The organism is Rhodoflexus caldus, from assembly GCF_021206925.1.
GTDB lineage: Bacteria > Bacteroidota > Bacteroidia > Cytophagales > Thermoflexibacteraceae > Rhodoflexus > Rhodoflexus caldus.
Window position 1 is genome coordinate 1 of record NZ_JAJPRF010000028.1, and the last position, 11,948, is coordinate 11,948.

An 11,948-nucleotide genomic window follows, 5' to 3' on the forward strand; every position below is an offset into this window, starting at 1 on the left:
AAAGTGCCCAGAAGAGGACTAACCAATAAAGACTTATGTAATTGACAGTCAAACACATGCCGACAAAACTACTTTGTTGTAGCCCTTTTTTGCTTCCTTTACAGCCTTTACAATAGTGCCTAAAAAACAAAAAAAGCCTTCCAAAACGCCCCTAAGTGATAGCCCTTTTCCGATTTGCGCCCCTTTTATACATCCGTTAAAGTCATTTTTTTATCAAGTGCCTGATTTTCAGTATATTGTTACTGATTAATGCCTGTCCTTTTTTGCGTTAAGCCATCCCGCCAAATTTGTGCAAAGTTCAAATCAATGCCAACCGTTAAGCATATATCTGTCATTACGCGGAAAGCCCTCAAAGCCATCAAAAGCCGCATGAGAAGAACCGCAGCAGCACAAGAGCCGCAGCCGGTAGGCATGATTACGGACAAAATTTTACAACACCTAAACCCTATCAAAAATGACCGAGAATTTCCAGCCCGTAGCCTACCGAGTAGATGAAAAAAGGAAAGAGGCTGCACGCAGTTTTTTGCGCCGCTATGTGGAAGCACTAAACGCCATTATTGCCGCAGGTATCGCACCCGAAGACGCGCCGTATTGCTTGCAAAAACCCGAACGGATAGACGAAGCACAGGCAGCCGGCTACAAAGCATTTATCCGAGAAATGCGCGAAAAGTACCCTGATTTTACCCAAGAAGCCTTAGAAAAAAGCACCGTTTGGCACGAGTGCAAACTCTTTGAGCAGGCAAAAGAAGAAGCTAAACGATTTGCCAATTTTGAAAAGCAAAACCCGTATCACTTTTACCAACTGAAACAAGACGCAGTTTTGACCCAAGACGGTAAATTTATCTTAGCCGATAATTGGGAACAGTTAGCCGAAGAAGATGCAACCATGTACGCCAAAACAGCAGGAGAATATGAGTATATAAAAATCGTGCAGGAGTTACACGCCTTACTCATACGGCTAAATAAGCATGATTTGAGGTTTCGGGATGTTGTTCACAGCTTTGCAAATACCTACTTTGAAAACACCAAAGCCAACCCGCCCGAAAAGTGGGTAATTAAGCCGATTTCACACCAGCCATACGGTAGGGCAATACGTGCGCAAATGCTGCATGACGACCGCCGAGCCGCATAAAGAGCCAACAGCATAAGCAGGAATTTGAAAGGTTGCAGCCGCAGGGTTGCAGCCTTTTTTGTTGGTACACCACCCGCAGGGCAGCCCCAAAGCCTTTACTCTGCAAGCATAATTTTTTTTCTAAAAATCCGAAAACTTGCTTGACAATTGGGCAAATTTTAACTTAAAACACTGATTTACAGTATTTTATGATGTCAATCAAGAATCAATTATCTATCAATCAAGAATCAATCTTGAAATCAAGATTGACAATTTGGAATCATTTGGTTTTTCTTTTTCAGGCAAAAACTTACAAACCGTAAAAGCCCATTATTGGAAATTTCCAGCGGTTTACAGCCGTTTCTGTTCCATAACCCCCAATCATATTACACAAAAAAACATGTGGAAATTTCCTTGTGCCGATAGCGTCGGGGCGGGTTACGTGTGCATTTGCACACCATGCAAAAAATCAAAAGACAGTTAAAAATCTGATAATCAGATTTTTAACTGCCTGATTTTTTGCAAAACCGAGACATTGCCATTTTTAGCCTAAATTTCCGTATAGTTTGAAGCCTTATGACACCCGAAGAAACCGCCCTTTATGCGCTGATATGCGCAGCTTTACAGACCAACGAACCCGCAGTTATTAACGCTACTTTGCAAAGCGTTGAAATTGCCTTGACAAATGCCATCCGAACGCAGGCACAGGAAAAGCCGACCGCACCCGAAGCCTCTAAACTTGCAGCCTGAAAAAAGAAAAGATTGCCGTAAAACCGCCCGCAGACCGTTTGCAGGCGGTTTTTTTGGTTTTGTAGCGATGCTTTATTGCTTGAAAAAAAGGGGTATACCACTTTTTGAAAAAAAAAGTTGGCTGCATTGGCTGCAAGGCATTTTTTGGCTTCTAATACTTTGTAAATCAATTAGTTAAGTGCAGCCAACTTTTAAAAATGACTTTGGCTGCACTTGGCTGCATTGGCTGCACTTTGGCTGCACTAAGACTCCAGCCCGACCAGACCAGCACAGGCAGCAATGGGAAGACAGCCCGCAGGCAATTTGCTTTGTCAGTCCGCAGTAATCCGCAGGCAGAGCCGACCGACACCAGCCCGACAAGAGAAAAAGCACTAACTTTATTTCCTTTGATTGAGAACCATGAAGCAGGACATTAAAACCCTTGACGAGTTTATAGAGGAACGATACGGCGCAATAGGTACACCGAAACGCAACAAATTTGAGCAGGGATATGCAAGTTTTAGAAGTCGTCAGACAGAGAAACCTAAAAGGAAGCCACGCAAATAAAACAGGCTAAAACGTTGCCCCCAACTGCCTAAACATGGTGATAGTATCAACATACGAAACCCCAACAGCATTACAGGCATCAGGGATTTTTACCTTGTTTTTGCGGTTTGGTTCGCTTATTTCCTGTGTAACCAATATCCGACTATCAGCAGCAGCAAGACAATAGGCAGTTAAAAAAGCGTCTGCCTCTGTTGCTTCCAAAAATTCATTAATTGCATTCGGCACGTAGTGGCTATTGCGTGAGATAGCCCATCCTATTACACTCCGATAAGCCGCCAGCACTTCGGGCACATCCGTAGCCCTAAAAAAATCAGTCGGTAAATTGTTTTTACACCAATCTTTCAAAGCATCATTTCCTTGATATAATTCATCTCTTACCTTATCAATGCTGATGATTCTTCCTTGTGAAGCAAGCTCCCTGATTTTGAGCCAAAAATTAACTGCCACATCAGGAGGATAATAAATCCGGTATGCCTGAATGAAAAAGTTGCTGTCTAAAACATATACCTGCATACCGGTTTACATTTTCTTGGATAAAAACTGCTCAAATGTATCGCCCTTAAAGCCCGTCAGCTTGCAGGCATCCCGATAGAGCAACTGACCGGATTTAAGCGCGTTCCTGATGTGGCTCATAAAAGTAAGGCTTACACGTTTTCCGGCAGTAGCATAGAAATCACCGCCGGAGCTTTGATTATCTTTTTTGCTTTGCTCCCTGCTGGCATAGGCATTATAGAAACCGAAAAAATCCGCACGGCTGATTTTGCCCGTATCCAACGCCCGCCGAGCCGCTACTATTTCGCTTACTTTGAAGTAACGCGCTACGGCTTTGTAATCTTTGTGCTGATGCCAGATTTCATTAAAGGCCGTTTCAGGTACAAGGAACTCCGCAGCCACACGATCACAAAGCAACTCCACAGGGTCATTAGCCGGTTGCAACTGCCGAAAGTCAAAACCCGCACTTTGCCCCGTCCAGATGTGTGCCAGTTCGTGCACAATGGTAAACATCTGCGCAGCTTTCCAGTCGGCACTATTGACAAACATAAACGGCGCGTATTCATCTACCAGTACAAAGCCCCTGCATTCGTCCACAGGAATAGCCCTATGGGTGTTATTTTCTACAACCCCGTTAAAGGTTGTGATAATGCCTTTATCCTCAATTTTCAGCGTCAAAAAGTCCTTTGCTTCCTGCCATGTTTTGTAAGCACTTGCCCAGTCATCAGCAAGACCGAGCGTCTGCCTGATATCGGCTGCAATCGCTTTGACATCGGTACTATCACGGAACTTACCTACGAAAGGCAACGGCTCAAATCCGTTGTCTTTCAGATAGTTTTTTAACCAGTCTTGCCGTTGTTGCAGCAACAAAACAGTATCATACACATTCAGACTAACGGCATCTGTTCGGTTGCCATTGCTGCGAAAAAAAGGAATCGGCAGCTTTTCTTTGGGAGGCTCATTTAAAAACAGGTAGCCGAAAGGCAGGTGAACTTTGCGAGAAAATTCTTCCAGTTGCTTAACAGTCGGTTGCTTTTCTCCCGTGAGCCATTTTTCAATAGTCGGGTTGTTTGCCACAAACTCCGGCACATTGTAACCCGCCCGCTGAATAGCCCAGTTCAGTATGTTTGCCTGTATGTTTACCCTTACTGCCATTGTTCAAAGGTAAATATTTGCCCCCTGATTTTTTCTTTTTTCAGGCAGAAATAACACCCGACAAAAGAAGCCGCAAGCCCTTACAGCTCGCAGCTTCTTTGTTTTCTTTGACTTTCTTTATTAGTGTAAAAATTACACTAATACCCCTGTCCTTTTTTTGTCCACTAATTGCCAACAAATTGCACCCAAAACCAAATAATGCCAATCATATGGATTTAAAAAAATGGCTCAATTTGCCCCAGCAAAGGCAACAGCCGACAGCCCCCACCCTTACGCAGCTCACAAAGGAGCACAATCTCTCCGCAGAAGAGCAGCAGTTTTATGCCGCCTTAAAGCAAGAGTTAGACGGCTTACGCGCCAAAGTTACAGACCTGCAAACGCAGCTTGCAAAAGCAAACGCCCGACTTGCAGCCGAAGGACTGCCAACCGTAAAGACTAACCAACCGGCAGAACAGCCCGAAAAACAAAAAGGCTATGAACCCGACGAGTACGACGAAGACGACAACCCGTTTTTACCCAATTGGATACGGAAAGCCAACAAGCAAGCCGATAGAAACCCCTTTATCAGAAAGTAACTTTTTTGTTTGACATGAAACCGACACCCGAACAAGTCCGACAGATTGCCGAGCAGTTCCAAGTACCGGAACACACCGCCGCCGTTTTGTGGGAAGTACGCCAAGAACTCCAACAACTCCGCACCGAAAACGCCATGCTCCGCAATCTGGTTGCCAACATCAAGCCCCTTGATTTTTTCTTGTTCCGTGTATGGTTTTGGCAGTTGAAGCAGCGCATCAAAAGCCTGTTTCGGATAGGATGATTTGGATTTTGTTCATGTTGAATTGGAAGAAGAAATAAAGCCGCCCGACCTTGTCAGGCGGTTTTTTTATTGAAGTGTACCCCTTCCAGCAGTTGCAGCCGTGTAAAATCTGCCGTTTCAGTTTCTACCTGTGGCATAAATTCCTCCAACATCTCTTTTTGTTTTTCAGGCGTAATTTCCCAAAGCCCACCGCCCAAATCTGCCGCTATGCTTTTCAGAAAATCCGCAGTGATTAAGTCATCCGCTACTAAATACATCAGCAGGTAATACAACGCCGTAGCACTGATTTTGCCTTGTGGAAAAATATTGACAAACGCCCGTGTAATGAGTTTGTAAAATACACTTGCCGTTAGCCGCAGAAATACCGCTTTGCAAGCCTGCAAGTTGCTTACCCGCCCCGCATGGTCTAAAAAATCGCTTTGCAACAACGGCTTTACCGTTTCCCTGAAATATTCCTGATTCAAATAATCAAACACGATATTTACCCTGTCCCGATAGACTTTCAAAGCCGCTTTGTACTCCTGTATTTCGGCTTCCAACGCTTGCACCTGTTCAGTATCTAACCGCTTTTCCCCGTAGTGCAAAATATCGTCTATCGTTACCCCCAACGCCGCCGCAATGCGCTTTAACTGTTCTACGGTCAGCTTATCGCCACGCTTTTCCAATCGGACGTAATTAGGTCTCTCAATACCGAGTATGTCCGCTACTTCATATTGCTTAATACCCTTTGAAGTCCTGATTGCCCTAATAGCTTCCGATATATCCATGTATCATTTTTGATATGCAAAGGTTTATTTTTTTTTCTTCTATTGCATATCAATTTGATTACAAAAAGTATATATTTGCATACTAAAAAAGTATCAATATGAGCAAGAAAGTTATTTCATTACGGATTGACGCAGGACTTCACGCCAAAGGCAAGGAAAAGGCAGCCGCCAACAGGCAGAAGTTTAACGGTTACATTGAAAGCCTGATAGAACGCGACACCCGCAGCAACGACAGCAAGGACAAAAAACCAGAAGAAAAATGAGTTTTAACGTCTTGTTTATCAACCGACCCGGCAGGCGCAAGAGCCGCGCCCGCATCTGTTTGCGCATTACCATTAGCGGACAGCGCAAAGAAATTGCCACAGGCATTACAGGCGAAGCTGCCAACTGGCAGCAGCACGAACAGCGATTTGCAGGCAGCGACAAAGCCGCCAACGCCCCGCTTTTAGCCCTGAAAAACAAAGCCATGCGCATTTATGCAGAAGCCGTAAACAGCAGCACCGAAGCCCAGCCCTCACTAACCGACTTTCTGGCACTTTGGGACACCACCGCCCAAAACGTCGGACTGATGGAATTGTACGATGAAGTAATAGACCGAAAGGAATTAGAAGCCTCAAAAGGTAAAATTGCAGCCCGAACGCTGGAACGCTACCACCGCACCCGCACGGTATTGCAAGAGTTTTTTGCAAGCGAAAACCGCCGCGATTTGCCCATCAAAAAGGCAGATATTCCGTTTTGCAACCGTTTTCAGGACTATTTGCAGCAACGGAACTACAAACCCGCCTATGTTCGCAAATTCTTTGTGCAAGCCAAGCAAGCCGCACAGTTGGCAATCAAAAAAGGTATTATCGCACATTCGCCAATGTTGCACTTTAAAGTACGTGTACCGCAAGGCGAACCGCCCGTTTATTTGACCCGCCCCGAAGTGCAGCGCATAGCCGCCACCGACTTTGTGCCGCATTCGGTACAGATGCAGCGCGCCGCAGATGTTTTTCTTTTTCAGTGCTACACGGGTTTAGCCTATGCCGATACGCAACGATTTGACGCAGCCCGCCACTTAGTAACCGACGAAGAAGGCAACACTTGGTTACACATACCCCGCGCCAAAACAGGCAACGCGCAGGAAGTACCCTTGTATGCCATACCCGAAGCCCGCCAGATACTGGAAAAGTACGGCAACCGATTGCCGCAAATCACTAATCAGAAGATGAATTATTTCCTGAAATGGATAGCCCAAATTTGCGGCATTAATAAGCCCATTAGCACCCACACAGGCAGGAAAACCGCCGCCACCTATTGGCTCAATAGCGGGTTCAGTTACGAGTCGGTAAGCCGCATGATAGGACACCACAGCCCCGAAGTTACACGGCAATATTACGCCCGCATCAACCGCCACAAAATCAAACAAGAACTTATCAAACAAAAAAGCGCCGGCACAGGAACTGCCGACGCTTCAAATCCAGCCCTCCAAACGCTTAATTTAGAAAGACATGGAAAACAAAATTAACGAAATCGCAGAACATTACGCGAATCAAGGCAAAGTTAATGCCCTTAGCATCTTTTCAAAAAGACAGTTTGAAATAGCAGCCGTAACGCAGCTATCCGCCCGCCCCTACTACGAAAGCCGCAAAGGTTTGTTTTTCTTTTGTGTGATTTTGGCTTTTGTCTGCCAAGTGGCAAGTGCAGTTTCAAGTTACAGTTTCTTTGCAGCTTTGGCAGCCGTGAAGCTAACGGGTTACTACCTGATAGCCGCAACGGTTTGCATCTTGCTGATTTTGGAAGCCGCCAAGTACTACCTGTTTAATGCGTTCTTTGCCGACCTTTTCAGGCTGACAGGCGCAAAAACCGATTTCGGTATCCTCATACCCGCCCTAATTGTATCGGTTGTTTCCATATACGCCAGCATCGCAGGCGGTGCAGAGCTTGCCACCGACCACAGCGCAGAGTTGGCAGTAGAAAGCCGCTTTGAAGCCCGTAAAAACGCCATTAGGGAAGAAATAAAAGCCATAACCGCCCGCAACACTTGGAAAGGTCAAACGTGGCTACCAAAGGCAGATAAAGCCCTTTTGCTGCAAAAAGAAAAACAGTTGCAAGCCGAAACCGAAGCCGAACAAGCCGAAAAGCAACAGGCACGGGAAAAAAACGAAACCAACGCCGCAGCTTATCGGTACGGCTTTGCGGGTTTTGAAGTGCTGTTTATTGCCGCCACCTTGTTCGTTTGGTTTTTCCGCAAGCGTGTAGCCGTAGAAGCCGAAGCCGCCACAGGTACGGCAACCCCGACCGCCCGTAATGCGCAAGCATTCGCACCCGACCCGCAGCAGATAAACCCCTACACAACCGACCGCCCCCGCAAGGCAAACCCGATAGGCTTTCAATTCGCATGGCAGCAGCCCAAACAGCAGCCGCAGGAAGAACCCGCCCCCGACGCAATGAGTAACAACGCAATGCGTACAGTACCCAAAGGTTGGCAGCAAGGCACTTGTGAACATTGCGGCAACCCGTTTACCAAGCGCACCACGTGGCACAAGTACTGCAAAACAGAGTGTAAAATAGCCGCATGGGAAGCCCGCACCGGCAAAGAGTTTAAGCCAAAAAGTAAAAAGCAGTTGGATTTGTTTTAAGCCCGCAGAGCCATGAGCAGAACCGCCCGACTTTTCAAAATCAAAGCCTATTTACAAGCACAGGGAGCAAAATACTTAGTAATTTGCTGTTGAAATGCGCAACTCTGAATAGTAACCGCTGTTGTATCCGCACCCCCAAAAAACAAGCGTAGTTACAAACCTAACCTGACTTTTACTTTTTAACCGCCCGCAGCTTAACGGCTCAACGGGAAAGGGAAACCCTTGTCCTTTTTTTAAAGACAAAGGCTGTCAAACTTTGCCAAAACGTACCAATATGAAACAAGCAACTTGCAGCCCGATTATCGGCAGAAAGGTTATTGCAGACTTTGAAAGTCGCACCATTACCATAACACCCGCACCCGACACGCCCGCCATTAGTGCCATCGGTACGCGCTTACTGCATTACACCGAAGTAGAACAAATTTTAGCCGTAAGCCGATGGAAACGCTACAAACTGCAAAAGGAAGGCAAGCTAACGCCCGTCAATTTCAACCGCAGCACATGGTACAACAAAGCCGAAGTTGAAACCCTGATGAAAGAGCGAATGCCTGAAAAATAAAAAAACGGCAGGGGGTAACCGCCGTTTTTCAAAATTCCCAATGAAAAGCCTCACAAAATGAAAAGCCTCACAATAAGATTACTGCACAAATGTAGGGCTTTTCATTGGGATAAAAAAAGGACAGTAATTAACTGATTATCAAATTTTTAAAATCTCAATTTTATGAAAAGACACTACATCCGTGTAGGCACACAGTACTACCTAATCGCAAAAAAGCCGCTCGCATCAGGCGATACTATCACAAAAATGATTGCTTGGTCAAAGTCTAACATCAAAGACGATGAAACAGACAAGGACATTTTGAAGAAAATTCCCAAGTACATTGATTTTGTTTGCATACCTGGGCATCTGGATTACCGACAAACGATAGGCGAATTTTACAATTTATACGAGCCGTTTCACCATAAGCCCGCCCCCGGCGATTGCTCAAACTCTTTGCGGTTCATGCGCCACATTTTTGGCGAACACTACGAGTTAGGCATAGATTACATGAAGTTACTTTTGGAAAAGCCTATCCAAAAATTACCCGTTCTTTCTCTGGTTAGCCGCGAGCGCAACACGGGCAAAACCACATTCCTTAATTGGCTCAAAGCAATCTATAACGGAAACATGAGTATTTGCCGTTCCAAAGACTTTGAAAGCCAATTTAACAGCGAATGGGTTTACAAACGCATTATTGCTATAGATGAAACTTTCCTTGAAAAGAAAGCGACAACCGAAACCCTCAAAGCCCTTTCCACCGCCCGCACTATCGTAAGCGAAGCCAAAGGCAAAGACCGCGAACAAGTAGAATTTCATGGCGTTATTGTGCTTTGCACCAACAACGAAGCCGACTTTGTCAAGATAGACGACGAAGAAACCCGCTACTGGGTGCGCAAAGTCCCGCAAATGGAACAGGAAGACCCCAACTTTTTGGACGAAAAATTAATACCCGAAATACCAGCGTTTTTGCACTACCTGACACAATGGAAGCTAACCACCGAAAAGCAAGGCAGAATGTGGTTCACACAGGCGCAAATTTGGACGGAAGCGCTTGAACGGGTAAAAGTCGAAAGCCGCAACACGCTTGAAAAAGAACTTGAAATTATCATCAGTGAAAAGTTAGACGAATTCGGGTTAGACGAAATCCAATTTGCCGAAAAGGATTTGATTGAGTTGCTCAAATCCGAATCAAACATCAGAGCGCACCGCAATCAAATCAGCAAGGTAATCCGCGAAAAATGGGGCTTGCAGTCAAAAAACAGTACCTACAAGCATTACTACTGGATGGACGGACAAAACGGCGAAATCTTGTTAGGCAGCATAACAAAGAAGGGATTTTTCTTTTCATTCAATCGGTCATTATTTGAAAAGTACAAAAACAAGACTGCCTAAAAAGTGCCGATACTCTGCAAGCATAACATTTTTTTTCAAAAATCCGAAAACTTGCTTGACAATTTGCTAAATTTTGACTTAATACACTGATTTACAGTATTTTATGATGTCAATCAAGAGTCAATAATCTATCAATCAAGAATCAAGCATAAAATCAAGATTGACAATTTTGAATCAAGCGAAATTTTAACTTGACAGTTGATTGACAATTATTGACTTCAAAATTGACAGTTAAAATATTGAATATCAAACACTTAGGCGAATTGTCAAGCAAGTCAAGCATGTTTTTCAAGTTCTTAGAATTTTTATTATATGCCTGTTTTCTTTTTAAAGTACAAAACCTAAAAAACAAAAATGAACCCCGAAATAACCGCCGCCAGAGCCTACCCGATAACGGACTATTTAGCCGCTAAGGGCATACAGCCGGAAAGAACAACGGCAGGAAAAGCGTTTTTCTATTCGCCATTCCGTGCCGAGCGTACCCCCTCATTTTGCGTTTACCTCAATTCCAACCGATACCAAGACTTTGGAACAACCGAAAAGAGCAGCGACATTATCAGCCTTGTAATGAAGTTAGAGGGTTGCAGCTTCAAAGAAGCCGTCAGCAGATTATTAGCCGCACAAGGACAGTTTACACCCATACGGGAACAGTTTACACCCGCAGACCCGACGCAAAGCATCAGCCTTAAAAAAGTAAAAGCCCTTGAAAACCGCGCCCTATTGCAATACATGGAAAGCAGAGGCATTAACCCGCAGTTGGTACGGCTCACAGTGCCGCAACTTGGCGAAGGCTATTTTCAAACCAACAAAGGCAGCAACTTTTTTGCAATCACATTCCGCAACGACAAGAGCGGCTACGAATGGCGCAACGGCACGGGCAACAACGGCAAAGGGTATAAAGGTTGCATCGGTAGCAAAGCAATTAGCACCGTACACGGCACAGAAGGCAAAAACTGTATCGTTTTTGAAGGCTTCTTTGATTTTCTTTCATACTTGCAAATGCACAACAGCAGCCGCATGAAAAGCGATGCGGTAGTATTAAACAGCGTATCAAACAGCACAGCAGCAGCCCCCACACTTGCAAAGTATGACAGGGTTTATTTGTGCTTAGACCGCGACAAGGCAGGCAATGAAGCAACCCAACAGTTGCAAAGCATCTTACCGCAAGCGCAGGACATCCGCAGCAAAGTAATTACCCATCCCGACGCAAAAGACGTAAACGACCAGCTGATAAGAACGAGGTAAGACCACCGCCAACCGCAGGCATATAAAAGCCGTTTGCAGCGCATTGCAAACGGCTTTTTGTGTTGGTAAAAAGTGTGTCCCGATTTGAAAACGCATCCCGAATAAGGATTTTTTACGCCCTGCCAGACCAATAAACAGGGCACTAATTGTTACAGCTTTTCCCTTTTTTGTTTTGCAGCCAAGTGCAGCCAAAGTCTAAAAAAAGTCGGCTGCAATCAACAACCTGATTTACAGACACTTAACAAAAATTGCAGCCAAAGTGCAGCCAAGTGCAGCCAAAGTCATTTTTAAAAGTTGGCTGCACTTAACTAATTGATTTACAAAGTATTAGAAGCCAAAAAATGCCTTGCAGCCAATGCAGCCAAGAAAAAACGTGCAAAACACCTATACCACTTGAACAAGAAAATGGCATGTTTCCCTTTTCCGTTTGGTGTCCCTTTTTCTGCCAACAAAAAACCCGCTTAGAGATGCTTCTAAGCGGGTTTTTAGTGCGAAAGTGCCCAGAAGAGGA

Annotated in this window: 14 protein-coding genes; 11 read left to right on the top strand and 3 right to left on the bottom strand. The window is 45.0% G+C overall.

Going from position 1 to position 11,948, the window contains the following annotated elements; genetic code table 11:
* Positions 1-454 precede the first annotated feature (454 nt).
* From NDK19_RS16695 to NDK19_RS16705, 3 genes are all read left to right on the top strand, one after another.
* Positions 455-1,132, top strand: coding sequence for a hypothetical protein (locus NDK19_RS16695; protein ID WP_250633053.1), 678 nt, complete (start codon positions 455-457; stop codon positions 1,130-1,132).
* Between the two features lie 555 nt (positions 1,133-1,687).
* Positions 1,688-1,861: a hypothetical protein gene (locus NDK19_RS16700; protein WP_250633054.1), complete on the top strand. Its 174-nt coding sequence runs from the start codon at positions 1,688-1,690 to the stop codon at positions 1,859-1,861.
* 233 nt (positions 1,862-2,094) lie between these two features.
* Positions 2,095-2,277, top strand: coding sequence for a hypothetical protein (locus tag NDK19_RS16705; protein WP_250633055.1), 183 nt, complete (start codon positions 2,095-2,097; stop codon positions 2,275-2,277).
* Between the two features lie 136 nt (positions 2,278-2,413).
* On the opposite strand, the gene NDK19_RS16710 is transcribed toward NDK19_RS16705, so the two are convergent.
* Positions 2,414-2,920 carry a DUF4411 family protein gene (locus tag NDK19_RS16710; RefSeq protein WP_250633056.1) on the bottom strand — a complete coding sequence of 169 codons (507 nt, stop codon included), beginning with the start codon at positions 2,918-2,920 and terminating at the stop codon, positions 2,414-2,416.
* Positions 2,921-2,926: 6 nt separating this feature from the next.
* Entirely contained in the window at positions 2,927-4,054 is a 1,128-nt protein-coding gene (locus NDK19_RS16715; protein WP_250633057.1) for an ImmA/IrrE family metallo-endopeptidase, read from the bottom strand.
* Positions 4,055-4,263: 209 nt separating this feature from the next.
* On the opposite strand from NDK19_RS16715, the gene NDK19_RS16720 reads away from it, so the two are divergent.
* Both NDK19_RS16720 and NDK19_RS16725 read left to right on the top strand, forming a co-directional pair.
* On the top strand, positions 4,264-4,629 hold the full coding sequence (locus tag NDK19_RS16720; RefSeq protein ID WP_250633058.1) for a hypothetical protein: 366 nt from the start codon (positions 4,264-4,266) through the stop codon (positions 4,627-4,629).
* Between the two features lie 14 nt (positions 4,630-4,643).
* On the top strand, positions 4,644-4,871 hold the full coding sequence (locus NDK19_RS16725) for a hypothetical protein (protein ID WP_250633059.1): 228 nt from the start codon (positions 4,644-4,646) through the stop codon (positions 4,869-4,871).
* 53 nt (positions 4,872-4,924) lie between these two features.
* On the opposite strand, the gene NDK19_RS16730 is transcribed toward NDK19_RS16725, so the two are convergent.
* Positions 4,925-5,638 carry a helix-turn-helix domain-containing protein gene (locus NDK19_RS16730; protein WP_250633060.1) on the bottom strand — a complete coding sequence of 238 codons (714 nt, stop codon included), beginning with the start codon at positions 5,636-5,638 and terminating at the stop codon, positions 4,925-4,927.
* Positions 5,639-5,736: 98 nt separating this feature from the next.
* Between NDK19_RS16730 and NDK19_RS16735 the strand changes: the two genes are divergently transcribed.
* The 6 genes from NDK19_RS16735 (at position 5,737) to NDK19_RS16760 (ending at position 11,437) form a co-directional block, all read left to right on the top strand.
* Complete coding sequence (locus NDK19_RS16735) at positions 5,737-5,901, top strand: hypothetical protein (protein WP_250633061.1); 165 nt, start codon at positions 5,737-5,739, stop codon at positions 5,899-5,901.
* Positions 5,898-7,145 carry a site-specific integrase gene (locus NDK19_RS16740; protein WP_250633062.1) on the top strand — a complete coding sequence of 416 codons (1,248 nt, stop codon included), beginning with the start codon at positions 5,898-5,900 and terminating at the stop codon, positions 7,143-7,145. Before NDK19_RS16735 ends, NDK19_RS16740 begins: the two co-directional genes overlap by 4 nt.
* Entirely contained in the window at positions 7,129-8,259 is a 1,131-nt protein-coding gene (locus NDK19_RS16745; RefSeq protein ID WP_250633063.1) for a hypothetical protein, read from the top strand. The genes NDK19_RS16740 and NDK19_RS16745 overlap by 17 nt, the downstream gene beginning before the upstream one ends.
* 274 nt (positions 8,260-8,533) lie before the next feature.
* Positions 8,534-8,818 carry a hypothetical protein gene (locus NDK19_RS16750; RefSeq protein WP_250633064.1) on the top strand — a complete coding sequence of 95 codons (285 nt, stop codon included), beginning with the start codon at positions 8,534-8,536 and terminating at the stop codon, positions 8,816-8,818.
* 162 nt (positions 8,819-8,980) lie between these two features.
* Positions 8,981-10,192 carry a DUF5906 domain-containing protein gene (locus NDK19_RS16755; RefSeq protein ID WP_250633065.1) on the top strand — a complete coding sequence of 404 codons (1,212 nt, stop codon included), beginning with the start codon at positions 8,981-8,983 and terminating at the stop codon, positions 10,190-10,192.
* 354 nt (positions 10,193-10,546) lie between these two features.
* A complete protein-coding gene (locus NDK19_RS16760; RefSeq protein ID WP_250633066.1) occupies positions 10,547-11,437 on the top strand; it encodes a toprim domain-containing protein in 891 nt (296 codons plus the stop codon).
* The last annotated feature ends 511 nt before the right edge of the window (positions 11,438-11,948 follow it).